General features: G+C 37.8%; 21 protein-coding genes and 2 other annotated features. Of the genes, 16 read left to right on the forward strand and 5 right to left on the reverse strand.

The window, feature by feature from the left end:
• Window positions 1-27: 27 nt before the first annotated feature.
• The 5 genes from arcC (at window position 28) to IGL07_RS01740 (ending at window position 6,013) form a co-directional block, all read left to right on the forward strand.
• Window positions 28-966 (forward strand): carbamate kinase, encoded by a 939-nt coding sequence (gene arcC, locus IGL07_RS01720; RefSeq protein ID WP_002355252.1) that lies wholly within the window; start codon window positions 28-30, stop codon window positions 964-966.
• 6 nt (window positions 967-972) lie between these two features.
• Window positions 973-2,193, forward strand: a complete 1,221-nt coding sequence (locus IGL07_RS01725) for a dicarboxylate/amino acid:cation symporter (RefSeq protein ID WP_075575523.1) — start codon at window positions 973-975, stop codon at window positions 2,191-2,193.
• Window positions 2,194-2,282: 89 nt separating this feature from the next.
• Window positions 2,283-3,344: an ureidoglycolate dehydrogenase gene (gene allD, locus IGL07_RS01730; protein WP_002413499.1), complete on the forward strand. Its 1,062-nt coding sequence runs from the start codon at window positions 2,283-2,285 to the stop codon at window positions 3,342-3,344.
• A complete protein-coding gene (locus tag IGL07_RS01735; RefSeq protein WP_002408676.1) occupies window positions 3,344-4,765 on the forward strand; it encodes a hypothetical protein in 1,422 nt (473 codons plus the stop codon). Before allD ends, IGL07_RS01735 begins: the two co-directional genes overlap by 1 nt.
• Window positions 4,766-4,789: 24 nt before the next feature.
• Window positions 4,790-6,013, forward strand: coding sequence for an amidohydrolase family protein (locus IGL07_RS01740; protein WP_002389547.1), 1,224 nt, complete (start codon window positions 4,790-4,792; stop codon window positions 6,011-6,013).
• A gap of 141 nt (window positions 6,014-6,154) precedes the next feature.
• Here IGL07_RS01740 and IGL07_RS01745 read toward each other — a convergent pair whose 3' ends face one another.
• A complete protein-coding gene (locus IGL07_RS01745; RefSeq protein ID WP_010817005.1) occupies window positions 6,155-7,666 on the reverse strand; it encodes a helix-turn-helix domain-containing protein in 1,512 nt (503 codons plus the stop codon).
• Window positions 7,667-7,740: 74 nt separating this feature from the next.
• On the opposite strand from IGL07_RS01745, the gene IGL07_RS01750 reads away from it, so the two are divergent.
• Entirely contained in the window at window positions 7,741-9,876 is a 2,136-nt protein-coding gene (locus IGL07_RS01750; protein WP_025189471.1) for a VWA domain-containing protein, read from the forward strand.
• Window positions 9,877-9,937: 61 nt separating this feature from the next.
• Here IGL07_RS01750 and IGL07_RS01755 read toward each other — a convergent pair whose 3' ends face one another.
• Window positions 9,938-10,117 carry a hypothetical protein gene (locus IGL07_RS01755; protein ID WP_033591568.1) on the reverse strand — a complete coding sequence of 60 codons (180 nt, stop codon included), beginning with the start codon at window positions 10,115-10,117 and terminating at the stop codon, window positions 9,938-9,940.
• 185 nt (window positions 10,118-10,302) lie between these two features.
• On the opposite strand from IGL07_RS01755, the gene IGL07_RS01760 reads away from it, so the two are divergent.
• Both IGL07_RS01760 and IGL07_RS01765 read left to right on the forward strand, forming a co-directional pair.
• Entirely contained in the window at window positions 10,303-11,694 is a 1,392-nt protein-coding gene (locus IGL07_RS01760; protein ID WP_010817007.1) for a PcsB-like coiled-coil domain-containing protein, read from the forward strand.
• Between the two features lie 117 nt (window positions 11,695-11,811).
• Window positions 11,812-12,041 (forward strand) — a binding site (T-box leader).
• A gap of 60 nt (window positions 12,042-12,101) precedes the next feature.
• Window positions 12,102-13,229, forward strand: coding sequence for a 5-methyltetrahydropteroyltriglutamate--homocysteine S-methyltransferase (locus tag IGL07_RS01765; protein ID WP_002366087.1), 1,128 nt, complete (start codon window positions 12,102-12,104; stop codon window positions 13,227-13,229).
• Window positions 13,230-13,280: 51 nt separating this feature from the next.
• Here the strand turns inward: IGL07_RS01765 and IGL07_RS01770 are convergent, their stop codons facing one another.
• A complete protein-coding gene (locus IGL07_RS01770; RefSeq protein WP_010817008.1) occupies window positions 13,281-14,465 on the reverse strand; it encodes an AI-2E family transporter in 1,185 nt (394 codons plus the stop codon).
• Between the two features lie 15 nt (window positions 14,466-14,480).
• A complete protein-coding gene (locus IGL07_RS01775) occupies window positions 14,481-14,996 on the reverse strand; it encodes an HdeD family acid-resistance protein (protein ID WP_002381189.1) in 516 nt (171 codons plus the stop codon).
• Window positions 14,997-15,188: 192 nt separating this feature from the next.
• Here IGL07_RS01775 and IGL07_RS01780 point away from each other — a divergent pair, with 192 nt between their 5' ends.
• The 6 genes from IGL07_RS01780 (at window position 15,189) to IGL07_RS01805 (ending at window position 20,855) form a co-directional block, all read left to right on the forward strand.
• Window positions 15,189-15,875 carry a DUF969 domain-containing protein gene (locus tag IGL07_RS01780; protein WP_002355265.1) on the forward strand — a complete coding sequence of 229 codons (687 nt, stop codon included), beginning with the start codon at window positions 15,189-15,191 and terminating at the stop codon, window positions 15,873-15,875.
• Window positions 15,872-16,816, forward strand: coding sequence for a DUF979 domain-containing protein (locus IGL07_RS01785; RefSeq protein WP_002355267.1), 945 nt, complete (start codon window positions 15,872-15,874; stop codon window positions 16,814-16,816). Before IGL07_RS01780 ends, IGL07_RS01785 begins: the two co-directional genes overlap by 4 nt.
• Window positions 16,817-16,831: 15 nt before the next feature.
• A complete protein-coding gene (gene pcp, locus IGL07_RS01790; protein ID WP_002355269.1) occupies window positions 16,832-17,473 on the forward strand; it encodes a pyroglutamyl-peptidase I in 642 nt (213 codons plus the stop codon).
• 445 nt (window positions 17,474-17,918) lie between these two features.
• Window positions 17,919-18,094, forward strand: a binding site (T-box leader).
• Between the two features lie 89 nt (window positions 18,095-18,183).
• Window positions 18,184-19,629, forward strand: coding sequence for a Na+/H+ antiporter NhaC (gene nhaC / locus IGL07_RS01795; protein WP_002383673.1), 1,446 nt, complete (start codon window positions 18,184-18,186; stop codon window positions 19,627-19,629).
• Window positions 19,630-19,780: 151 nt separating this feature from the next.
• On the forward strand, window positions 19,781-20,215 hold the full coding sequence (locus tag IGL07_RS01800) for a MarR family winged helix-turn-helix transcriptional regulator (RefSeq protein WP_002362972.1): 435 nt from the start codon (window positions 19,781-19,783) through the stop codon (window positions 20,213-20,215).
• A 4-nt stretch (window positions 20,216-20,219) separates the two neighbouring features.
• Window positions 20,220-20,855, forward strand: coding sequence for a nitroreductase family protein (locus IGL07_RS01805; protein WP_002358386.1), 636 nt, complete (start codon window positions 20,220-20,222; stop codon window positions 20,853-20,855).
• 42 nt (window positions 20,856-20,897) lie between these two features.
• Here the strand turns inward: IGL07_RS01805 and IGL07_RS01810 are convergent, their stop codons facing one another.
• On the reverse strand, window positions 20,898-21,731 hold the full coding sequence (locus tag IGL07_RS01810) for a Cof-type HAD-IIB family hydrolase (protein WP_010817009.1): 834 nt from the start codon (window positions 21,729-21,731) through the stop codon (window positions 20,898-20,900).
• A gap of 183 nt (window positions 21,732-21,914) precedes the next feature.
• Here IGL07_RS01810 and IGL07_RS01815 point away from each other — a divergent pair, with 183 nt between their 5' ends.
• Window positions 21,915-23,657 (forward strand): PTS transporter subunit EIIC, encoded by a 1,743-nt coding sequence (locus IGL07_RS01815; protein WP_010817010.1) that lies wholly within the window; start codon window positions 21,915-21,917, stop codon window positions 23,655-23,657.
• Window positions 23,648-25,681: a BglG family transcription antiterminator gene (locus IGL07_RS01820; protein WP_002355275.1), complete on the forward strand. Its 2,034-nt coding sequence runs from the start codon at window positions 23,648-23,650 to the stop codon at window positions 25,679-25,681. Before IGL07_RS01815 ends, IGL07_RS01820 begins: the two co-directional genes overlap by 10 nt.
• Window positions 25,682-25,691: the final 10 nt, after the last annotated feature.

Genomic DNA, 25,691 nt, shown 5'->3' on the forward strand with positions numbered 1-25,691 from the left:
CTTTACTAAAAAGGAGCGAATCAATCAATGAGTTTAAACGTAATTGCCCTAGGTGGGAATGCTATTTTAGATACGGATCCAACAGATGAAGGCCAAAAAGCCGTCGTTAATCACGCGGCCAAATATATTGCAGAATTTGTTGCTAAAGGGGAACAAGTCATTGTCTGTCACGGAAACGGACCACAAGTAGGGAATTTGCTTTTACAACAAAAAGCAGGCGAAAGTGAAAAAAATCCAGCGTTGAAATTGGATACTTGTGTTGCGATGACACAAGGAAGCATCGGTTACTGGTTACAAAATGCTTTAACTAATGAGTTTGAAAAACGTAACATTGCTAAACCAGTTATCTCTGTAGTTACGCAAGTGCGTGTGGACAAAGAAGATCCTTCGTTTAAAAAACCATCCAAACCAATTGGTCCATTCTATACAAAAGAAGAAGCTGACGCGGAAGCAGCCAAAGATGGCTCTACGTATGTGGAAGATGCTGGCCGTGGCTACCGAAAAGTTGTTCCATCACCAATGCCTAAAGAAATTGTTGAAAAAGAGGCGGTTCGTGCTTTAGTAGAGGCGGACGTTTTAACTATCTGTTCTGGTGGCGGGGGCATTCCGGTCGTAGCAGAAGACGGACAATACGTAGGTGTGGAAGCGGTTAACGACAAAGATTTCTCTGCACGTGTTTTAGCTGAAAACGTTGATGCAGACCGTTTGATTATTTTGACAGGCGTTGATAACATCTACATTAATTACAATCAACCAGATCAAAAAGCATTAGAACAAATCAGTGTAGCCGAAGCAGAAGAATACATTAAAGAAGGTCACTTTGCTGCTGGTAGTATGCTACCAAAAATCGAAGCTGCCTTAGACTTCGTAAAAGGTGATGACAAACGGAAAGCAATCATTACTTCTATCGAAAACTTAGAAAACATCGATAAAGAAGCAGGAACTGTGATCAGTCAAAAGGGGTAGTTTACCATGAAAAAACCGTCCATGATCACCCAAATTGCAATTGCTGTTGTCGTAGGAATCCTCGTAGGACTCTTGATTCCTGCTAGCGGCAATTACTTGAAAATAGTTGGAGATGTCTTTTTGCGACTGATGCAAATGGCTATTCCTATCTTGATCTTAGGGCAAATTGTCCAAGCAGTTGGCAGTATTAATCCAAAAGAATTAACGAGCCTTGGGGGTAGAACAATCGCTGTTTTCGGGATTTCCTCCTTAGCTGCCGCTTTATGGGGCGTCCTAATGGCAGTCATTTTTAATCCAGGATACGGTGTTAAAATGACTGGCTTCCAAGATGCTTCTATCAAAGCGCAAGAAATCTCAATCACTGATACGATTTTAAATTTCGTTCCGAAAAATATTTTTGATTCACTGACTCAAGGATCGATTATTCAAATTATTGTCTTTGCATTATTTTTTGGTTTAGCACTGAATAAATACTTACAAAGCCATCCAGAGACACAACTCTTCCAAATAATTGTGGACTTTAATGAAGTTATCATTACAGTCATTCGATTCGTCATGTATCTAGCACCTCTGGGGATTTTTGCTTTAATTGCTTCAACAATTAGTCACTTAGGCCTTCAAATTATTTTACCGTTAGTGAAGTATCTATTGGTCTATGGATTAGGAACTATTTTATTTTTGGGCATCTGGATTTTGGTTATCACATTGTACTGTAAAGTAAGTCCACTACGTTTAATTAAAAACATGAAAAATATGTCTGTGATGGCCTTGGCGACAACTTCTTCAGCAATTACTTTACCAGTAGCTTTGGAAGAAACAGAAACAAAATTAGGTTTAAGTAAGCGAATTACTAACTTAGTGTTGCCGTTAGGCATGTCGTTAAACAGTAACGGTTCAGCGATGCATATGGCTTTTACTGTAATGACTATCGCTCAGATGTATCAGCTAGAGTTTGATATTACGAAAATGATTTACTTAGCAATTACAGCAACGTTTGTCTCACTAGCAAACGCAGTTGTTCCCGGTGCGGGCTTAGTCTCACTGGCAGTGATTGTTCCGCAAATGGGTTTACCCATTGAGAGTATTGCAATTTTTGCAGGCGTCGAATGGTTTGTTGGCATGTTACGAACAATTTTAAATGTCAATTCAGATGTTTACTCTGCTATTCTAGTTGCAAAATCAGTGGATGAAATTGACTATACTGTCTTTAACAGTAGCAATAAGTAGTGAAAAAAGGGGAGGAAATGCAAGGACGAAGAAGAAAATCACTTGTTTTCTTTCCCTTTTTTAAGATTAATGATAAAGGAGCAAGCGCAATGGAAGAAATGGTTGTCGTTACACCGGAAAAATTAGAAAAGCTGATGAAACAAAAATTAGAAGCTGCTGGTTTACATTCTGAACATGCCGAAGAAGTTGCTCGACATTTAACTTTTGCAGATGCTAGCGGTATTCATTCACACGGGGCGGTTCGTATGGATTATTATGCGGAACGGATTGCAAAAGGCGGGATCACGATTGACCCCGAATTATCATTTGAAAAAACTGGACCGTCCACTGCCATTTTTCATGGCGATAATGGCGTGGGTCAATTTGTTTGTAACGAAGCATTAGCTGCTGCAGTTGATCTAGCCAAAGAATCAGGGTTAGCATATGTTGGCGTTTCTCAAACGAGTCATAGCGGGACGTTATCGTATTATGTTAAAAAAGCAGCGGAACAAGGCATGGTTGCTCTTTCGATGTGTCAATCTGATCCAATGGTGGTACCGTTTGGTGGTACAAGCAATTATTTTGGGACAAATCCAATCGCTTTTGCAGCACCTAGAGCAGGTCATGAACCAGTCGTGTTTGATATGGCTACGACAGTACAGGCTTGGGGGAAAATTTTAGATGCACGTTCAAGAGATGTTGAAATTCCCGACACATGGGCAGTAGACGAAAAAGGCCAGCCAACGACTGATCCTTATGAAGTACGAGGTTTATTGCCGATTTCAGGACCAAAAGGATATGGACTAATGATGATGGTCGATGTCTTAGCTGGTTCGTTGTTAGGCTTACCTTTTGGCAAACATGTCAGCTCCATGTATGCGGATTTAACGGAGAAACGGAATCTGGGACAGATGTTTTTAGTCATCGATCCAAGCCGCTTTACAGATTCTGAACGATTTAAAGAAAATATTAATCAAATGGTGGAAGAACTTCATAGTGTGCCTACAGCAGAAGGGTTTCAACAAGTTTACTATCCAGGAGAAATTGGTCAGCTAAACTATCAAAAAGCCATGTCAGAAGGCATTGAAATTCCACAAAGTATTTATGATTATTTAGTTAGTGAGATTGTACATTACGATAAATATGGCGGGCAAGGTGCCTTTGCCAAATAATGAGGAGCGCAGAGGGTATTCGCTGCTGCGTTGCTCTCGCCTTCTTTCTATTGGAGGAAAGTAAAATGAAAAAATCGTCAAAAGTAGCACTTATTTTTGCATTTTTAGTTAGTATTTTTGTGCCAGTTGCGGCCTTTGCTGATGAGATTGGGGATGTAGTTGCCCCGACAGGAATCATGGCATTAGTTGTGATTATTCCATTGATTGTTGTTTTGGTTCTATTGTTTATGAAAGTCGATATGATTATTGCTGGTTTAATTGGTGGCGTCTTAGCGATGCTGATTGGCGGCATTGGACTAGAAGAAGCGAATAAACAGATGTTGGAAGCTATCCCGATGATGTTAGGAATTACCGTTCCCATCATTAATTCAGCTGTTGCGATGGCGGTCTTTAAAGCAGGTAGTTATTCAGCTGCATTAACTTTAGCCAAACGAGGCACAAAAGGAAAAGTCGAGTATGTTTCAGCTTTTATTGTTATCTTATTAGCCGCAGCCACATATATGTCAGGAATTGGTGGCGGAAGTGCGATGGTTATTGCGCCATTGGCCTTTGCTGCAGTTGGCGTTGTTCCTGAATTAATTGCAGCAATGTCTTTAGCTGCTGCGGTATCATTTACAACCTCACCCGCTTCATTAGAATCAAGTATTGTTTCAAAATTAGGCGATATCAGTGTCGGTTCATATGTTTCAACCATGCGACCTTACTGGTTATTCTTCGTAGCATTAGCGATTGTTTTAGCCTTTTGGGGAACGAAACATAGAAAGATTGGCTTTAAAGAGTCGGCAGATGATGAATTTGATAAAAAGAGCAATGGTGAATTATTTAAAATTACCTTGCCAGCCATTTTCTTATTGTTTGCTGTAATTTTTGGACCAATTGTGAATGATTTAATTGGTTTTGCCTTCTTTACGCCACTTGTATACATGATTTTAACATTAGTTTTAATTTTCTTATGTACAGATTTCTCAATGAACAAATCTGTCGAAGCGATGGTAGATGGGTCTACATATATTTTGACTCGTTTATTCCAAGTAGGGATTTTCTTAGCCTTTATTAATGTTATTGCACAAACAGGAACGTTTGCTGTAATCGCAGGTGTTGCTGAAAATGCACCAGCCTTTATTGTCGTGCCAGTTGCCATTTTAACAGGGATTTTAATTGGGATTCCAGCTGGGGCCTACGTAGGTTCTGTTTTAACTTTAGTGCTACCAGTTGCTGTATCGTTGAACTTCCCGCCGTTAGCATTAGGTTTTGTAGCAATGGGTGTTGGTTTAGGTAGTCAAATGAGTTTCGTTAATATTACTATGCAAGCTTTATCTTCAGGCTTCCAAATTCCAATTTTGGATGTAGTTAAAGGAAACGTGAAATGGTTAAGTATTGCCTCTGTACTATTATTAGTTATCGGTTTAATCTTTGGATAAAAAAAAATTTAGGGAGTGGAAAACATGGATTTATTAATTAAACAAGTTCGTCTTCAAGACGGTGAAGCATTACAAGATGTAGCTATTAAAGAAGGAAAAATCATTGAAATCGCCCCAGTTATTACTGGCGATGCCAAAGAAGTCATCGAAGCAGATGGTCGTGTTTTAATCCCAGGTTTTGTAGAAAGCCATTTACATTTGGACAAGGCATTAATCGCTGATCGTAAACCAAATAAATCAGGTACGTTGAAAGAAGCGATTGAAGTAACCGCAGAATTAAAACCAACATTTACCGAAGAAGACATTTACGACCGTGCTAAACGTGCCTTAGAAATGTTAATCGTTCATGGAACCACGGCGTTAAGAACGCATGCAGAATTTGACCCAGCGCAAGGTTTTACTGGCTTCAAAACAATTATGCGTTTGAAAGAAGAATACAAAGAGTTAATTGACATGCAAGTAGTGGCGTTTCCGCAAGAAGGAATTTTTAAAGCCCCTGGAACAGAACAAATGATGTATGAAGCAATGGATATGGGCGCAGACGTTGTCGGCGGTATTCCTTATAATGATGCACCAGCGAAAGAACATATTGATTTAGTGTTTGAAATTGCTAAAAAATATGATAAAGATGTAGATTTACACCAAGATTTTGCCGATGAAGCTGATGATATGAGTATTGAATATTTATGTGAAAAAACCATCGCTGAAGGCTACCAAGGCCGTGTTTCAGTGGGCCACTTAACGGCATTGCACGCCTTACCTGAAGCAGAATTGGCGCCTATTATTGCAAAAATGGCGGAAGCAAATATTAGCGTGATGGCTTTACCAGCAACGGATTTACATTTAGGGGCTCGCGGTGATCAGTACAATGTTCGACGTGCGGTTACGCCAATCCGTAAATTACGCGATGGTGGCGTGAATGTCTGTATTGCTACAAATAATATTCGCAATGCTTTTACACCATATGGCACAGGGGATATTGTTCAAACAGCGATGCTAGCCATTCCTGTTGGGCACCTAGGTGGAGCGGATGACTTAAAAACAGTGCTACCAATGGTAACAACAAGTCCTGCTCGTGCGATGGGACTAGAAGGATACGGTGTCGCAGTTGGGAATAAAGCAGATTTAGTCCTATTAGACACAAAAGTGGTTGAACATGCGATTATTGATATTCCAGAACGGTTATATGTTATTAAAAACGGCCGTGTTACAGTCAAGACAGACAAAAAAGTCGAAATCATTCGTTAAGAAAAAAATCAAAAAGCTCAAAAGGTTAGTTTGCGCAACTAACTTTTTGAGCTTTTTTTTGATAAAGGTGCAAATGTGTTTGATTGATCCTGTTTTAGTTATTTTTTTGTTCCACGAGTTCTATTTATTAACAGAGTTAGCTCATTCCTTTGCTACCAACCGAACTAATTGTTCTTGAATCGCTAGTAAGTCAGGTAAAGAAACTTGCGCATTAATTAATAAAAATGGTGCAGCTTGTTTTACTTGGAGCAAAGGCGTAGTGCTTAAATACAGGTCGTACGTATCTTCTTCAGACAATTGATTAATTGCAAGGTGATAGAAACTTGCAAACGTTTCACGAATTCGTTGAATGATAATCGCTTCAATCGGTGTAGGTAAGTCTGTTTCTATTTTTATGTGAATTGTTTGATTGAAAGCTGTTGGAGCAGTAATTAACGTGTAGGCCATCGATAATTGAAGGCCTAAGCCAGTTTGTTTAGCTGGATTCGAAACATAGATGTCTTGCTCGGCGACTATCTTTTGTGCATGCTCAAATAAATGAACAAAATTTTGTAATAAATACTTCTTAATGTTGTAGCCAGTAAGTGTAAAATCCATTTGTTCAAATAACTCTACGAAAAGAAGGCCGGCCACTAATTGTTTTGTAAATAAGGCCCTGTTTTTTGTGGTTTCAAAGGCATGAGGGTTTTCTGTTTCAAGGGAGTGAAGAATCTTTTTAATAAAGGAATTCGTCTCTGAAAATGGTTGGTTAGGTTCGATTAAATCTATAAAATGTTTGTTCGAGAGTTGTACTGTTGTATTTGTTAATAGAAATAAAAAAATCAGCTGACTTTCACTCTTGGGTAACAGAAAGGCGTTCGTTAATTGATTTTCTAAATGTTCTTTTAGTAGATGATGAGTGTCAACAAATTGAAGCAGTACTTCTTGATCTTCATTAGATAAAGAAGAAATAGATTCAGAAAGTAGGAAATTTGTCTGGAATCCCTTTCGATAACGAATAATATTTACCGCTAAAATATAACAAATAAGTTTCATATTCAATTGATTGGCTGGGAAATAGCCTAAAGCAATCAGCTCTTTCGCAAGGGTTTCACATTTTGTTTGCGAGACGTCAGCAAATGGCCAATCGAGACCAGAAAAAACGCGCCAAAAGAAAGCAATCATGAAAAAACGAATGCGTGGTTCAGCACCAACTAAACGAATCTCGCCTTTGGTTCTCTGGATCGAAAAATCAAAGGTTTTTAAAATGGTATCTAACTCAGCAACCTTATGCCGAACAGTTGATTCGGATAAGAATTGGTCCATACTAAATTTGGTTAAATGAACATTGCTTTCGAAGAATAGTTTTTCGAGCAATGTAAAATACGGACTACTTTGCAAAATTTGCTTCGTCAAAATTTTATATTCTTTTTTTGACCCCATGAAACAATAGCCTTTACCTCGCTCGGCAGAGAAAATATGTGAACAATTATTAGCCAATACATAAGGTTTACTAATTAAGGATTCGTAGTATTTATTGATTGAACGTCGATCCATTTGTAACAATTGACTAAGTGTTTCAATACGAATAAAGTTTTTTTTATGGTACAACAAACGCAGTAAATCCAATTCCTTTTTAACTTCTGAGCCGAAAAAAGTGTCTAATATTTCCATTATTCTTCTCCAATTGGTTCGATTCTTTTTGTTAAAATAAGTATAACTTGTTTTTTATTCGATTGTTTAAAAAAATGTACTTAACAAGTACATTTTTTTGTCTCCTTAAAAGTTATTTCTGTAGTAAGTTACATATATCGCTCAAATTTCATTTGAATGAGAAATTACTTACCACAAAGGAGTTAAAAAAATTGAAAAAAACAACCTTATTTTTATTTATGTTCTTTTTCCTAATGACTATTTTTAGTATAGACGTTTCCGCAGAAACATACAATTTTAACTATAAAAATGACGAACAAGGTCATTATTTAACGAACGGAATTAGTGAGGGAGACACAAACAATTATGATTATGGTCATGCCCCTGAAGCGACATTTGACGAAGAACAATATGTGAATTATGGAGATGAAGCTTATTTGAAGAAAAGTGTGGCGGCTGTAACAGGCCAGCAAGGGCTTTTTAATGTGACTTTAGATGTAAAAGGAAATCAGACAGAAAGCCCTATTGATCTAGTGCTAGTGATTGACTATTCTTCGTCAATGAAAGGTGAAAAATTAAACAACGCTTTGAAAGGTTTGCAACAATTCGGCGAAGAACTTTCAGATTCATTAACAGATGGTCATGTTCGAATTGGTATCGTTGCCTATAATCGACTAACTTACTCCACCGCGGATTTTTCTACAGACATGAATGACTTAGAAGACTTTTTAAGAAATACAGCCGAGCCACATTCAGGTACGTTTATGCAAAAAGGCTTGCTAGAAGGGCAACGTTTATTGGCTGAAAAAAGTCGTCCAAATGCAAAAAAGATGTTGGTTCATATTGGTGATGGTAGTGCAAATGCTAGTTTTTTACCTAGAGAAAATGCTCAAAGCTATCCCAATAATGGTGAAATTATCGATTACAACGGTTACCATACATCGTCCTACATGGAAGAGTTTCAAACAGAATCCAATCAGTACTATACAAGTAACAGTGCTTCTACTGATGCTAACGCTATCCAAACAAACAGTACAACAGTGACAGATAATACGTTAGGAACCATTGTTTCTCTAAAAAAATCAGGAGATACTTATTATTCAATTGCAGCTAATCCTTCGTTAAGAGGAGAGTATATTAGTAGGAATATAGCTTCTGATCCTAAAAATTATTTGATTATTGATGAAAATTTATCTGGTTTGGGCACTGCACTGAAAGAATTAGCTGGGAGTATCAATAATACTATCCATGAGGGGCTCATTATCGATCCAATGGGAGAAAATATTCTTTTACAAGGTGCTGGGAATTTCACAGAAGATAACTACCAACTAAAAGGTTGGCGAAAAATGCCAACGGGTGAATGGTTAGAGGCTAGTGACTTATTGACTGATGTCGTAGTTACAGAAGAAAATCAAGTGCTCCATATTTCTACTATTTCATTAGGAAAGAACGAACGTTTAACATTAACTTATCAGATTAGATTGAACACAGAAACAAATGATTTTAAAGGAGATACATGGTTTTTATGTAATGATCGTACTACGTTACAACCAACTCCAGAAGAAGAAGCAGTTGATTTTCCGATTCCAGCAATTAAAGCACCTACTGTACAATTAAAATTGATTAAGAACTGGGAAAATATTGCAGAAAAAGAAATTCCAGAAGCAATTCAATATCAAGTAACTCGAAAAGCGACAACAGATGAAACTGCTTGGTCCACTTCAGAAGTCATGCAATTAACCCAGAAAGAAGGCTATCAAAAGCTGATTAATCAAGTAACGGTTAATGGCGCAGAAGTAGCATTACCAAAGTTTAATAACAGGGGTGAAGACTTTGTATATCAGATAGAAGAAGTGAACGTGCCAGCTGAATTTGACAGTATAATGACAAAGACAAAGGATGAATTTATCCTTACAAATCGTCGTAAAGAAGTTGTTTCCAGCACAACAGATACAAGTACGAATGAGTCTTTAAGTTCTGAGACTGCTACGACAAATTCGAGTGCTGAAAAACCAATTGTTGTAGAAACTACCACAACAACCTCAGAACTAAAGAATAATAATTTCTCAGCAGAGACGAACACAACAGCAAAAAAAATAACGAAGGCTACACCCAATGATAGACATTTGCCAAAAACAAACGAAACCCAGAAATTTCAAAGAGTATTCTTACTATTAGGTGGTTTGTTGGTAGGTTTATCTGGATTCTATTTACTTAAGCAGAGAAACTAAAATAATTCTTTAAATAAAGCAATAAAAGGCGGCTCAACGAAGCGGCCTTTTTCTTGATTCATTACCAAAATATAACGAATTTTGTAACAAAAACGTTTGATAAAAAGAAGGAAAAATGATTAATTTTACGAAAAAAAGCATATATCGACAAAAAAGAAGCAAAATTTGAATAAAAAAAGAAAAAATATGAAAAAAAATCGAAGAATTGTTTAACAATTGAAAACACATGAAAACCAGTCATGACAAGGTATAAAAGCCTTACAAAAGGTAAGTTTACCTATTATGGAGAAAGAACGAGTGATCTGAAATGTTTTTGTAACATTTCTATTGCTTAATTGAAATATGGGTGTGGTAGAATGTTTTTGTCGTAAGAAAAGATTAAGATATTTTAAATAAACTTTAGAAATTAATTCGGAGGAATGACAAGTGAAGAAACGTCTATTTGCATCAGTATTACTATGTTCATTAACGCTATCAGCAATTGCTACCCCAAGCATCGCTTTGGCGGACAATGTTGATAAAAAAATTGAAGAAAAAAATCAAGAAATTTCATCATTAAAAGCAAAACAAGGGGATTTAGCTTCACAAGTATCTTCTTTAGAAGCAGAAGTATCTTCAGTATTTGATGAAAGCATGGCTTTACGTGAACAAAAGCAAACACTAAAAGCAAAATCAGAACAATTACAACAAGAAATTACAAACTTGAATCAACGTATTGAAAAACGTAACGAAGCAATCAAAAATCAAGCACGTGATGTTCAAGTTAATGGACAAAGCACAACAATGCTAGATGCAGTTTTAGATGCGGACTCAGTTGCAGATGCAATCAGCCGTGTTCAAGCTGTTTCAACAATCGTAAGTGCCAACAACGACTTAATGCAACAACAAAAAGAAGACAAACAAGCGGTTGTTGATAAAAAAGCTGAAAACGAGAAAAAAGTGAAACAACTTGAAGCAACAGAAACTGAATTAGAAACAAAACGTCAAGATTTACTTTCTAAACAATCTGAATTAAACGTAATGAAAGCTTCATTAGCATTAGAACAATCATCAGCTGAAAGTTCTAAAGCTGGCTTAGAAAAACAAAAAGCAGCTGCTGAAGCAGAGCAAGCACGCTTAGCTGCTGAACAAAAAGCTGCAGCTGAAAAAGCTAAACAAGCTGCTGCAAAACCAGTTCAAGCTAAAGCTGAAGTAAAAGCAGAAGCACCAGTTGCCTCTTCTTCAACAACAGAAGCACAAGCACCAGCAAGCTCAAGCTCAGCAACTGAATCAAGCACGCAACAAACAACTGAAACAACTACACCAAGTACAGATAATAGTGCAACAGAAAATACTGGCTCTTCTTCATCAGAACAACCTACAACACCAAGTGATAATGGAAATAATGGTGGTGGACAAGAAACACCAGATCCAGTAACTCCAACTCCTGGTAATGGCGGTGGCAACGGCAACGGTAATGGTAACGGTGGACAAACACCTCCTCCTGTTGCGGCTGACCCAACAATCAATGCATTGAACGTTCTACGTCAATCATTAGGTTTACGTCCAGTAGTATGGGATGCAGGTTTAGCAGCTTCTGCAACTGCTCGTGCAGCACAAGTTGAAGCAGGCGGTATTCCAAATGATCACTGGTCTCGTGGAGATGAAGTTATCGCAATTATGTGGGCGCCAGGTAACTCAGTAATCATGGCGTGGTACAATGAAACAAACATGGTAACAGCTTCAGGTAGCGGTCACCGTGATTGGGAAATTAACCCAGGTATTACACGTGTCGGTTTTGGTTACTCAGGTAGCACAATCGTAGGACACTCAGCCTAATCAGCAATGATAAAAATAGACGTAAGCAGCTTCTGAAAAGAAGCTGCTTTTTTCATTACTATTTCATCCGTCTCCGTTGACAAATTTGCTAAACGTGGTATTCTAATTATAATCTAATAATTTCCGTTGAATAGGAAAGTAAATACAAGACAGCTGGTAGAGAGACTTTGGTTGGTGAAAAAAGTTAGATGTCTGTATCGAAAAATGGCCTAGGAGGAATTTTTGTCGAAACGTAGGCAAAAACGTAATGTCTTTCGTTAACAAGACCGCTGATTATGATTGTCAGTTGAAGGGAAAGAGTCATCTTTCCGAAAAAAGGTGGTACCGCGATAATAATCGCCCTTTTACTAGTTACGGCTAGTAAAAGGGCGTTTTTTTATAAATAAAAATAGGAAAGAGTGAGGCAAATGAGTAGTCAGATTCCTTTTACAGTTGATCATGTGGGAAGTTTTTTACGTCCAGAAACAATTAAGAAAGCACGGAAAAAGGTCCAAGCAGGTGCGTTATCTCAAGCAGAGCTACGTCTTATTGAAGATGAAGAAATCAAAGCATTAGTAGCAAAACAAAAAGCTGGCGGCTTACGGGGAATCACAGATGGTGAATTTCGTCGCGGTTTTTGGCATATTGATTTCTTAGAAGGATTAAATGGTGTGACAGGCTATATCCCAGAAACGGGGTATAACCAAACCTTTCATGGAAAAGCAGCTCCGGCCTATAATATCCGCGTAGTGGATAAAATATCTTTTCCTGCGCAACATCCATTTTTAGAGGACTTTTCATTTTTAAAAGAGGTGGTGGAAGTTGGTGATGGCACGGTAGCCAAAGCAACGATCCCTAGTCCGACCATGATTTTACGTCAAGAAATTTTATCTAACGATGGCACCTCGCGCATTCAAACAATTTATCCAGAGATTGGTGCTTTTTATAAGGATTTAGCACAAACATATAAAGACGCAATTGCGGCCTTTTACGAGAGAGGTTGCCGCTATTTACAATTTGATGATACAAATTGGGCGTTTCTAGCGGATCAGACAAAACAAGAAGAATTACGAGCAAAAGGAATACAGCCAGAAGAAATTGCACAAGTGTGTACCACGATTATTAATGAAGCCTTAGCTGGCAAGCCAGAAGATTTAACTGTAACCACACACATTTGCCGTGGGAACCATGCTTCGTCTTGGTTATTTTCAGGTGGTTATGAACCGATAGCAAAAGAATTATTTGCTACGAATTATGATGGTTTCTTCTTGGAATATGACTCAGATCGTGCAGGGGACTTTTCCCCATTAAGACATTGGCAAAATAATGGCAGCAAAGTCGTTTTAGGTTTAGTTACTTCTAAGTTTCCTGAATTAGAAGAGACTGAACAAGTGAAAGCACGAATTGAAGAAGCCCAACAGTTTGTTCCTTTAGAAAACTTAAGTATTAGTCCGCAATGTGGTTTTGCTTCAACGGAAGAAGGAAATCGTTTGACGGAGAAAGAACAATGGCGCAAAGTTCAATTACTTCAAGAAATTGCTAGAGAAGTATGGTAAAAAAACTGGGACATAAGTCTAAACGGCTTATGTCCCAGTTTTTTCATTATATTATTTTAAATATTGATCTTTAGTAAAATTCGTGTGTTCATACTCGCCGTTGTCACCATAAAAGCGGTTATAGCGTTGTTTGAATTTGCGGAATAAATAAATGACTGTCACTTTAACTAGGCAATACATTGGAATCCCAAAAATAACGCCCATTAAACCAAACAGTTCACCCATAACTAACAAGACAAGTAAAATAGTAATCGGATGGACTTTTAATTTATCGCCCATCACACGAGGAATAACAAAATCACCATGAATCAATTGGATGGCAAACCAGACGATAACAAATTTAACTACCATAAATGTGGAATCCTGAAAGGCAATAATCAATCCAGGAATAAAGGCAATAAATGGCCCGATATAAGGAATAATACATAAAATACCCGCAGCTAAAGCTAAAATGCTACCAAATTGTAAACCAATTAATAGAAAAGTTGGCCAATACATAATCCCTAAAACCAAGGAAGCAATGACTTGACCTTTTAGATAATCGCCAATTTGAATGTTGGCAATTTGGCTATATTCGTCAAAATCAGGACGAAAAGCTGGGGGAATGATGCCTTTTACAAAGCGATAAAACTTTTCTTTGTCTTTTAAAAGGAAAAAAGCGATGATAGGTCCTGTAAACAAGGTTAGGAAAGTAGAAGAGACTGCAGAAAAGACGCTTCCCAGACCTTGTGCGCCTGTTTGTAGGTAATCCCCTGCAAAGTCTTTAAAGGAGTTTGCAAGTTTGCCCCAGAGTTGATTAATCGACTCATTAGCAGATTCTAAATCTTTTGCAAAAGGTGTTTTAGCCATAAATTCTTGTACTGTTTGGAGCGTGCTTTTCCAAAAACTTGGGAATTGTTTGATTAATTCTTCCGTTTGGTCTTGGATAATTGGGAAAAGTTGCAGTCCAGCTAACACTAGTAATGCAATAATTAAGACATAGAGAATCGCAATCGCCCAAACACGGGGAATTTTTTTCTCAAGGCGTTTCACCATTGGATTAAGCAAATAAAATAGAATAATACCAAAAAGTACCGGGCCTAAGACGGCACTAAAAATAACAAAAATTGGTTTAAAGATAAATGAAACAGTGTTGAATAAAAAGATAGTTACAGCAATTAGACAAAGGATAGTTAATGTGTAAAGTAAATTTTTCCCACCTAAAAAGCGGATCCACTTGGTACTTTCTTTATCCATAAGTTGCTCCTTTCGTTAAGCTTTATTTCTAAAATGACCAATAATTTCAATGACACCCATGAAAATCAGGATAAATCCAAAGACTTGCATCAAAACTAAGAGACTTTTGAAGGGATTAAAAACTAAAACGGCTCCAGCGATTAAAACCAGAATACTGTAGATAAGCGCGCCTGTTTGACGAGTATTTAAAGCAAAAGTCAATTGAACGAGGCCGTTTATAACAATGCTAATCCCTAATAAAAACGGCAGAATCGAAACAATCACTGGTGCAAAAAATAAAAAGGCTACTGCTAAGACGACAAAGATTAAACCTGTTACGAAACCAAGTCCCCAGCTACCCGTTTGTTTTTTTATTTTGTAGTCATCATAAATATTAATTAACCCTAAAAGCATCAAATAACCAGCAATTAAATAACCGACGAACTGGAAGAAAGCACCGGGATTAAAGACAATGGCACTTCCGATAACGATAAAGACGGCGTCGCGCAATAGGGTATGGCGCCGAAAATTTTCTCTAAAAGTTTGGAACATAAAAATCCTCCTCAATGTTATTGTTTCTTTTATTCTAGCGGAAAAAAGAAAAAAGTGCGAGTGGTAGCTCTAAAAAGTGTTGGAAACTGTGTCTTTAGAAAAAATAACATTAAAAATTAAAAAAGTCTTACAAATGAGCGAAAATTGGCATATAATGGAAAGTGAAATTTTATTTTAAGAAGGAGAGATTTGATGGATTTATTACCTTTATTAGGCGTATTGATCGTCATTGTCGGCTTCGCATTGAAATTTGATGCTATCTTGATTGTGATGGTTGCTTTAATAGTGACGGCTTTTACTGGCGGGCTTGGTTTGACATCAATGCTAGAAACACTAGGAACAACCTTTGTGAATAATCGAGGCATGGCTATCTTTATTATTATTATGTTAGCAACAGGAACGTTAGAAAGAAATGGCTTGAAAGAGTCAGCGGCTACGTTGATTAAACGATTCAAAAAGGTATCTGCTGGTGTGATTATTGACATTTATGGTGTCTTTCGGATTATCTTCGCCGCTTTTAACGTAAGTTTTGGTGGGGTAGCAGGTTTTGTGCGTCCGATTATTTTGCCAATGGCGTTAGGAACAATTGAATCAAAAAATTTACCAATGGTGCCAGAGTATGAAGAAGAACTAAAAGGGATGGCTTCAGCCATGGAAAATATCTGTTGGTTCTTTGGTCAAGTTCTGTTTGTTGGTGGGGCTGGGGCATTGCTTGTTCAATCAACATTGAAAGATTTAGGCTATGAAGTGACATTAGGTAAATTGGCTTTAGTGGAAGTACCAGTCGCCTTAGTTGCCTTAATTTCGGCAAGTATTTACTTTACTTTAAAAGAAAAAAGATTACGTAAAAAATATTATGGACAGGAGGGACTGAAATGAGTTTTTTCACAGATCCAAGTATTGATTTGAGTGCAAAGTTATTGGAAGTCCTTTATATTTTTATGGGGATTATCTTGTTATATACAAGTTTTCGTAGTTTTCGTGATAAAACCAATCAACATGCGTATGGGACTAGTTTATTCTGGGGGATTTTAGGGATCTTAATCGGTTTTGGTCGGTTTATCCCACCAGTTGCCTGTGGCGTACTTATTTTTGTGATGACAATTCCGGCAATTCTTCAAAAAGTGACAAAAGGAGAAAGTCGCTTACCTTCGAAAGAATACATGGAAAAAATGTCTCAAAAATTAGGAATGAAGATTTTTATTCCCGCACTAAGTATCGGGGTTTTTGCAATTCTTTTTGCCACATTGACTACTTTAGGAGCTTTAGTCGGTGTCGGTGTTGGTGTCTTTGTAGCGATTTTCATCATGATGTTCTTTTCTAAAAATAATACGCCGAAAGTATTTTTTGATGATGCGGCGGAAATGTTAGAAACAGTCGGTCCTCTTAGTACGTTGCCAATGCTATTAGCTTGTTTAGGTGCTGTTTTTACTAGCGCTGGTGTTGGTGAGATTATTTCAAAAGGTGTTAGTGCCGTAGTACCAGCAGGAAATGTCAATGTAGGGATTATTATTTATGCTGTGGGAATGGTTATTTTTACGGCTATCATGGGCAATGCCTTTGCAGCAATAACCGTGATGACAGTCGGAATTGGTGTGCCGTTTGTCTTTTCTTTAGGTGCAGATCCCGCATTAGTTGGGATGGTTGCCTTAACATGTGGTTTTTGTGGTACACTGTTAACACCGATGGCTGCGAACTTTAATATCGTACCTGTAGCCATGTTGGAAATGAAAGATAAGTACGGCGTCATTAAAAATCAATTGCCGATTGCACTTTTCATGTTAATTTTCCAAATTGTTTATATGATTCTATTCAAATAAGAAAGGATGATCGAAATGAAAGTTGTCGTTACTGGCTTTGATCCATTTGGAGGAGAAGCAATCAATCCTGCCTTTGAAGCAGTCAAAAAATTACCTGCTGAAATTGCAGGAGCTGAAATTATTAAAGTTGAGGTGCCAACTGTTTTTGGCACTAGTGGTGAAAAAGTGGCTGAAGCAATTGAAACCCATCAACCAGATATGGTGATTTGTGTTGGACAAGCAGGCGGCCGTCAAACAGTCACTGTTGAAAAAGTGGCGATTAATTTAGCGGAAGCGCGTATCCCGGATAATGCAGGACAACAACCAAGCGATGTGCCGTTGGTTGAAGATGGAGCAACAGCCTATTTTACAAATTTACCGATTAAAGCGATGGTAAAAAATTGTCATGACCATCAATTACCTGCAGCGATTTCTTATACAGCAGGAACCTTTGTATGTAATGATATTATGTATCACTTACTACACTTAATTAACACTAAATATCCAACTATTCGTGGCGGATTTATTCATGTTCCGTTCCTACCAGAACAAACAATTGATAAACCAACGTTTGCTTCTATGTCATTAGAAGCAATCACAGATTCTTTGTTCTATATGATTGAAGCAGCGGTAAAAACGCAAGAAGATATTCAACTACAAGGTGGCACAACCCACTAATTAACAGGAGCGTGGAACAAAAATCACTTTGGATTTTTGTTCCACGCTCAAAAACTGATAAACGGCGGGAACAGAAGCAACACTACGCGTTGCTCCGATCTCAACAACTTCTAAGAGCTAAAGCTCTAAGAGTTGAAGGTCCTTCGGAAATAAGCCGAAATTGTTGAGAATCCCGAAGAACGTAGTGATTCGATGATGAACAATACCTACTTGGTCTCCAAAAATTAAAGAACAATTTTCGGAAATTCCTTCTTATTGCTGAGAAACACTATTTGCAAAGCAAATAGATGTTGAACAGTACCTACTTGGTTCTCGGAGTTAAACGCTGCTGTCCCGACCTCTTTCTATTTTTACAAAAAGAAAAAGTAATTTTTGTTGGCGTGTGAAAAAATTTTTTATACTATTTTCGTTGACAAGTCGGTTTCTTCTTGGTATATTGAGATTCATAAATTATTAGCCCAGTAGGAAATAGATGTTTTGTTCAGAAAGTCGATGGTTGCTGCGAATCGATCAAGTCTATTTGTGAATTACACTAATAAGTAGTAACAATTACATAATACATAAGCGAGAAGCAAGTAAGCTTCTAATTAAGGTGGTACCGCGGAGAGATTCGTCCTTATTCTTTAAGGATGAATCTCTCTTTTTATGTAGCTTTAGGAGGCGTTTTCAATGAGTTGTGGAGGGGTTATTCGTTATCATAAGATCCTTTAATGTCAGAGTATTCAGAAAAAAGATTAGAGGAGAGTAACGAAATGAAAGAAAAACAGAAAAAGAAGACCGTGAGTGTTCGAGAAGCAAGTATCGTGTTATTAATTATTGTGGCAGCTATTGCAACAGGAGTAATTGGCTTAAAGATATCGCCAAATATTACTATTTTGTTTGTGATTGCATTGATTTTAGGCTACGCAATGTTTCGTAAAGTACCATTTGATCAAATGCATAAAGGGATTGTTGATGGCTTGAAGCCAGGGATTATTCCAATTTTTATTTTCATTTTAGTGGGTGCATTGATTGCCGTTTGGATTCAAGCAGGAATTATTCCAACGATTATGGTTTTTGGTTTTAAAATGATTAGTGTTAAATGGTTTGTGCCGTCAGTTTTTATTGTCTGTGCGATTGTCGGCAGTGCAGTAGGTAGTGCTTTTACAGTGATGTCAACAATTGGAATTGCCTTTTTCGGTATTGGCAGTACCTTAGGGTTAAATCCTGCTTTAGTTGTGGGTGCGATTGTTTCTGGTTCAGTTTTTGGTGATAAAATGTCACCTTTATCAGAATCAACAAACTTAGCCGCAGCGATTGTTGAAGCGGATTTGTTTAAACATATAAAAAACTTGATGTGGTCGACTGTACCAGCATTTATCGTCTCTTTAATCTTGTTTATGATTTTAGGACAAACGTACGCGAATACTAGTCTGACAGAAGTAGTTCAAGTTATTCAAGTATTGGAAGACCACTTTACCATTTCCATTTGGTCATTGTTACCATTAGCCTTAATGTTAATCTGTGCCTGGCGCAAAATTCCAGCGATTATCACGATTTTGTTAAACATTATTGTGGCAGTAATTATGATTATTATTCAAAATCCGAAAGTATCGTTGCAGGCATTAGGAAACACGTTGGAAAATGGGTTTGTTTCTCAAACGGGGAACGCACAAATTGATCAATTACTAAGTCGTGGCGGAATTATGAGTATGATGCCGACTGTGGCACTTATTATTCTAACGTTGTCTCTAGGTGGCTTATTAATGGAATTAGGATTAATTTCTGCGGTCATGGAAGTTGTTTCTCAGAAAATGAGCAGTACACCGAAATTGATTTTATCAACGTTATTAACAGGAATTGGCGTAAATATTTTTATTGGTGAACAATTCCTATCGGTTATTTTACCAGGGAATGCCTTTAAAGAAGTTTACAAAAAAGAAGGCTTGGATCCGACTGTTTTAGGCAGAACCTTGGAGGATGGCGGGACGGTTATTAACTACCTCATTCCTTGGGGGATTGCAGGTAGCTTCGTAGCGGGGACCTTTGGCGTACCAACGTTGACTTACTTACCATTTGTTTTCTTTAGCTTATTATCGCCTGTCTTCTCAATGGTCAGTGCGTTTACTGGTTTAGGGATTAAGCGGTTATCAGCAGAACCTGTTACCGAAAAATAGATTGATTAAAATAGAACAGTTGATGGGGAATACTGTAGTTTCTCCCTGTCAATTGTTCTATTTTTCTTGTAAAAAAGGTTGCATTTTTAGAAAGAAACAGTTATAGTTGATTAGTCAATTGTTGACGAGTCATCTTTTTAAGGAGGAAACTATGTCGTTATCATTACGGGAAGTTAGCCAATTATTATGTCAGTTAAAGGTATTAGATCAAAAAATTACCAAAGTTTTTGAAGAGCAAGTTGGCTTGAGTTTGACTCGTTATGAGTTGCTGATGATTTTAAAAGAACGTCAGCCGTGTCTTCAAACGGAGATTCAAGAACACTTAAAAATCGATAGTGGTGCGGTCACTCGCCATTTGAAAATTTTAGAAGAGAAACAGTATGTGACACGACAGCGAAATCCAGAAAATAATCGGGAAGTGCTAGTGCATTTAACAGAAAAAGCACAACAAGAACTACAGCAATGTACAGCCAAGCAACAAACGGTAACAGAAATTATTCCCAGTACATTTACAAAGGACGACTGTCGCCAGTTAAAAGAACTTTTGACAAAACTAGATCAAAGCATTACAACGAAAGAGGTATGATAGAATGACAACATATACAACGAATGATTTTTCAGAGATTGTTTTTGGCCGCAAATCGGTTCGGGTGTACGATGAAACCCATAAAATTTCTCATGAAGAAATGTTAACAATGATTCAAGAAGCGACCACTGCCCCTTCTTCTGTTAACATGCAGCCCTGGCGTTTTGTCGTAGTGGAAAGTGAAGCAGGCAAAGAAAAATTAAAACCCTTAATTCGCTTTAATACGCGTCAAAATGAAACATCTTCTGCAATGCTCTTAATTTTTGGTGATCTAAACTGCCATGAACGAGGAGAGGAAATTTACAATCAAGCCTATGCTAGTGGTAAAATGCCTAAAGAAGTGCGGGACCAACAATTAGCGGCGATTATTCCCCATTATGAAAGTTTAAGCAGAGAACAAATGAATGACATCGTAAAAATTGATGCGAGTTTAGCAGCTATGCAATTTATGTTAGTGGCCCGAGCTCACGGATATGAAACAAATCCAATCGGTGGTTTTGAAGCGGAAAAATTAGCCGAAACATTTGGTTTAGATCAAGAGCGCTATGTCCCAGTAATGATTTTATCTGTGGGTAAGGGCATGGAAACTGGCTATGAATCTGTTCGTTTAGCACCAGAAAAAATCACGACATTTGAATAGGCAATAAAAAATGACGGCGTACGCTTGCATCAACCAACGATCTTAAAGAAAGTTGGCTAATGCAACAGCGATGCCGTCATTGTCGTTGGATAAAGTGACTTCTGTTGCGATGTTTTTAAGCTCGTCAACAGCGTTTTCCATAGCAATCCCTGTGCCGGCCCATTCCAACATTGTATAGTCGTTGTGACCATCACCAAAAGCAATTACTTCTTCAGCAGTTATGCCTAACTGTAGGGTTAGTTTTTCTAAAGAACGCGCTTTATCAATATTTTTGGCGGTAAATTCAAAATAGAAAGGAGCGGAAAAAGCAGCGGTGACGGTTTCTTTGAAAGGCGCGTAGATGGCCTCATGATATTTTTGTAAATAGGCGGGTTCACCAGCAATTAAAATTTTGTTCAAGGGAAAGTTTAGTCTGGCGGCTAAATCATGCCACTCACATAATTGAAAGTTGCCGCCCCGTGATTCATATTCAATAATATTAAAATCACCAGTCTCTAAATGTAAGGTGTTATGAAAAACATCATTGACATACATAAATGTTTCATCATTAATCATTGGAATTACGTCAAATTGTTTCAAATGCTCTAAAATTTGTTGACTCAATGATTTTGAAATTGTCTGGTTAAATAGTTGTTGCTGACTGCCATGATGGGTGACACAAGCGCCGTTATAGGAAAGTAGGTGTCCATTATAATGAGCCATCTCCAATTCATCTGCTAAGGGCCGCATACCGTTAGTCGGGCGGCCAGAAGCCAAAATCAGTGATAGGCCTTGCTTTTGTGCAGCTACTAATGCTTGTCGCGTTTTTGGTGAAATCTTTTTTTCTGAAGTTAACAAGGTACCATCAATATCCATTACAATTGCTTTGACTGCCATAATTGGCCTCCAATCCGAAGAGTTTCTTTCTTTTAGTATAAAAGTTTTTTCTATTAATGTAAACGGATTCTCTTGTGAGGTGCATAAAAGAATTATTTTACAAAAATCTATACTATTTTTTTGTGAAATTTCATATAATAGAAGTATTCTAATTATCTACATAGAGAGCGAGGGACAAGGAATATGAAGGAAAAAGAAATGCATTCGCTCTTTTTTAAACATAAGTTTGTGAAAGTAACTCCCTATTTACGTCGTTTTGGTCATCGTTTGAGTGGGATGATTATGCCAAATTTGAGTATTTTTATTGCGTGGAGCTTATTGTCTTTGGTGGCTGGCTATACGACTGGAAATCTACGGCTAGCTCTTTCTGAAGTCGAAACGATAATGATTCGAGTTGTTTTACCGATTTTAATTGGTTTTACAGGCGGAAAAATGTTCGAGGAACAACGTGGCGGCGTCGTTGCGGCTATCGCGACAGTGGGCGTGATTGTTTCCACAGATGTTCCACAGTTGTTTGGTGCTATGTTTATTGGTCCTTTAGCAGGATATACTTTCGCCAAAATTGAACAAATTCTCTTACCGAAAGTTAAAGAAGGCTATGAGATGCTGACTAAAAACTTTTTAGCAGGAATTGTGGGAGGACTGCTGTGCTGTTTTGGTATTCTGGTTGTAGCTCCGGCTGTTGAAAGCGCTAGTTTTTGGCTGTATCAATTTTCTTCTTGGTTAATTGAAGCCAATCTTTTACCATTGGTTCACGTTTTCTTAGAACCCTTAAAAGTGTTATTTTTTAATAATGCGATTAACCATGGCTTATTAACGCCTCTAGGTTTAGAAGGTGCTAGTCAAACAGGTCAGTCCATTTTATTTCTATTGGAAACAAACCCTGGACCAGGCGTGGGCGTTTTGGTTGCTTTTCTGCTGTTTGGGCCTGTAGGACAACGAAAAACAGCAGGAGGCGCCACCATGATTCAATTGATTGGGGGCATTCATGAAATTTATTTTCCGTTTGTTTTGATGGATCCGCGCTTATTTTTAGCAGTAATTGCTGGAGGAATGAGTGGTACGCTTGTTTTTCAAATATTTAATGGGGGGCTAAGTGCTCCAGCTTCGCCAGGTTCATTGGTTGCGATTTTAGCCAATGCCCCGACTGAGGCAAGGCTGGCGGTTTTTAGTGGAATTTTTGTTAGCTTTCTGTGCTCTTTTGCAATAGCAAGCTTGTTATTAAAACGTCAACGAGGAATTGAACCAGTTTCAATGATAAAGATGAAGGAGGAAGACCAAGTGGAAACAGTCACACCTAACTATCAGCAAATTTTATTTGTTTGTGATGCAGGAATGGGCTCAAGTGCCATGGGGGCTAGTTTGCTAAGCCGACAATTAAAAGCGGTGAACTTGGAGATGCCTGTGACTTACCAGTCCGTTCATCAGATGAAGTGGCAGCCTAAGACATTAGTGATCATTCAAGCAGAATTGAAACAGTTAGCACAAAAGTACGTCCCAGAAAAGGATATGGTGAGTGTTCAAAATTTTTTAGAAATTAAATCCTATTACCCGCAAGTTTTAGCCAAACTGACTGCTTCTTCTCAAGAGCAATCTTCACTTGGTTCAGAGTCTACTGAAACGAACCCGACCAAACAAATACAGAAGCTTGTTTTTTTATATGCCGAGAATGTTCGAGGATCGCAAACAATGGGAATGGAATTATTGCGGCAACAAGCGGCGAAACAAGGAGTCGCGATTGAAGTATCTAAAGAGCCACTGGAAACAGTCTTTTTTACCAAGGAGACAACCTACGTAGTGACTCGTGAACTGGCGCAAGCCTATCATTTAGATCTAACGCAACAAAATTTATACGTAGTTACTAGTTTTTTGAATAAGAAAGAGTATCAAGAATGGCTGGAAGGAGGAGCTGATAGATGTTTTTAACGACAAGAGAAACTGTTCTATTAACGGAATTAGTGAATAGTCCCACCCCTGTTTCAGTAAACCGCATGATGAATTTGTTAAAGGTTAGCCGTCGGACGGTATATCGTGAATTAGAAAATTTAGAAACCTCGCTAGCATCGATGGGCGCGACGTTGGAAAAAGTAGCTCGTGGGCGCTTTTCGATTCAAGCAGATGAAGCAGCGATGACGGAAATTCAGGCTGCTATTTTAGGAGAAGAGACACAGGAACTTTCTACTTTGGCGCGGCAACATGCGATTTTATTGACATTACTGCAAACAAAAGAGCCAGTCTCTATGCATTATTTTCTGGAAACGTATTGTATTAGTAATACGACTTTTTATGCCGATATTAAACAATTAGAAACACGGATTGCTCGGATTCCGTTGACGATTTCTCGGAATCAAGGCTATGAAGTGACTGGTTCTGAAAAATATCGCCGTCTTCTAATGGCGAATATTCTAAGTATGGAAATTAATGAGTACCAATTTTTTCATTTTACCGAATTAACAACAAACGACCATTTTTTCTTTCAGTTTATTCATGCAGAACATTTAGCATTTGCACAAAAAATTGTTCAGCCAGAAGTAGAAACTTTATTTCCAGCATTAAGTGATCGCAAATTACAACATTTGATTTTAATGTTAACAATTGCGATGGATCGGGTCACTGCAGGTTTTTATTTAGCTGATGAGACCTATACTGGGCAGATGAATAAGGCCTTTCTAAATTGTTCTAAACGACTTTTTTCAAAAGTCGCTGCTGAAACGAAACAACTATACGCTGTCAGTGAGATTGTTTTTTTTGCTAGCTTATTAAGTGATTTTTCTAATTCTTTTGATGAAGATTTTTTTGATGAACATTTTGACACTCAGTTGGCTTATGCAGTGAAACAACTGATTGAAGCAGTAAGTCAAGAAACAGAAGTTAATTTTTTCGAAGATACCAATTTGTATAAAATGTTGTTGACGCATTTATCAGGTGTTTTTTCTCGGGCGGTTTTACAAGAAGAAGATTTAACGAATCCCATTTTAGAACGGATTATGAATCAATATCAAGAAATAGCTGCGGCTTTACGCCAAGCGTTGCCGCAAATTTTTCCGCAAAAGAATTTATCGGAAGAGGAAATTGCCTACATGGTACTTCATTTTGCCAATTCTTTAGAGCGGAGTCCCAAAATTATGGAAGTTGATATTGCTGGTTTTTCTCCTAGCGGTTTGGCTTCGACAAGTATGCTGGAAATGCGATTACGGCGCTACTTTCCTTTTATCAACCAGATTCATTTTTTTCGGATTGCGGATTTAGGTAAGGTGAATGTTGAGGAAAACTATGACTTAGTGATTTCCACTTCGTTATTACCAGGATACAATGGTAAATATAAATTGATCTCACCGTTACTTTTAGACGATGAAATCCGCCAATTGAAAGAAGAGTTTAAGCGGATTAGTCACGAAAAACGCTCGCTTAGGAAAGCGCCTGTGAAAAAAATAGGTGGCGAAGAAAGCTACGAAACAGTGGTCGCTTTCATGGAAGAAATTAGTAAACTATTAGAAACATTTTTCATAGCAGATTTAAATAATCAAGCGGATTTAGCTGAAACCGTTCAACAAGCTCTCGCGCAACTTTCCGCAGATTTAATCACCGATAGTGCAATCGTCTGTCAGCAATTGATGAAACGTTACGAGCAAGCGCCTATTGGGATTCCTCAGACGGAAATGGCCTTATTCCATACCTCAAGTACAGCAGTGACACAGCCTGTTTTTTGTATTTTTAATCTGGCCCAGCCACTTATGATTGAAGGTATGGATAAAAAGCCGATGCAGTTACAACGTATGTTACTCATGCTAGCGCCGATGCCGATTGATGAAACAATCGGGAAAATTTTAGGAAAAATCAGTGGTGCGATTATTATGAATGATTTAAATACAGAAATTTTTCATTCAGGAAATGAAGCCATTGTTTATCAGTTGCTTTCGTCATTATTAATTGAAGAAATGAAAGGCTAGGTGTTGAGAG

This window comes from Enterococcus sp. DIV1368f, from assembly GCF_051712245.1.
GTDB lineage: Bacteria > Bacillota > Bacilli > Lactobacillales > Enterococcaceae > Enterococcus > Enterococcus faecalis.